The 877-nt window shown below is 42.2% G+C and carries 1 protein-coding gene; it reads left to right on the top strand.

Features of this window, described 5'->3' with window-relative positions; genetic code table 11:
- Window positions 1-488 precede the first annotated feature (488 nt).
- Window positions 489-860 (top strand): hypothetical protein, encoded by a 372-nt coding sequence (locus ACX5KA_RS01205; RefSeq protein ID WP_458730255.1) that lies wholly within the window; start codon window positions 489-491, stop codon window positions 858-860.
- Window positions 861-877 lie beyond the last annotated feature (17 nt).

The raw sequence follows: 877 nt of genomic DNA, 5'->3' as shown, positions 1-877 counted from the left end.
TCGTTTCCCGCTCCAAATTTTCAAAAATCACGAAGACTAAAACACAATACAGTTGTGTCTATGCGACCCCTTGAAGGGCCCGCGACCGAATGTCGGCCAGTTGGCGAATCTCGTTTCCCGCTCCAAATTTTTCAGACACCTCAAAAAACTAAAACTTATCTAGTTTTTAAGTGCGACCCCTTGATGGGCCCGCGACCGAGTGTCGGCCAGATACCAATCTCGTTTCCCGCTCCAAATTTTCAAAAATCACGAAGACTAAAACACAATATAGTTGTGTCTATGCGACCCCTTAAAGGGCCCGCGACCAAGTGTCGGCCATTGCTTCACAACGAGAACAAATCTGTTTTCCGCTCCAAATTTTCCAGATGACACGAAAATTTAAACTCTCTTACACCCGTATTTATATTCCATCATCATTGTTATTTTCTACGTGAAAGCTATCTGAACTTTCTGGTTTGTTTGTGCTCAACTACTAGGTGCTTTTATGGATGGATGCATTAATGGTAGATGGAAGCGTGGATAAATATGGGCTTGAATGGCACTGCTTCACTCAAATATGCCTGCCAAGTGCTTCTACGCTTCGTGCACTTTTGCTAAAAGCAGTTTTATTGCAGCCGCCAACTATTCCGCAAAAAACCGAGACTAAGCCAAAATTAGTACATGAGACTAATGCTGATGTAGAGGGTAATGTTGTACTCAAAGAAGCAATAAAGAAGGAAAACCCTTCAATCGCTAGTAGACCGAAAAATAAATCTGAAGGGTCACAAGCGCTTTTGGAAAAAGAAGTTTCAGCACAACTTTTGTTATGGGCAAAAGAGGACAGGCTGAGAGTTCAAGATGCGACGAAAAAGAGACTGTAACTAATTTTGTGTAACTG

It is taken from the genome of Alteromonas alvinellae (assembly GCF_902705805.1).
The sequence above is the reverse complement of the archived record's forward strand: the minus strand, read 5'-3'. Positions and strand labels throughout refer to the sequence as shown.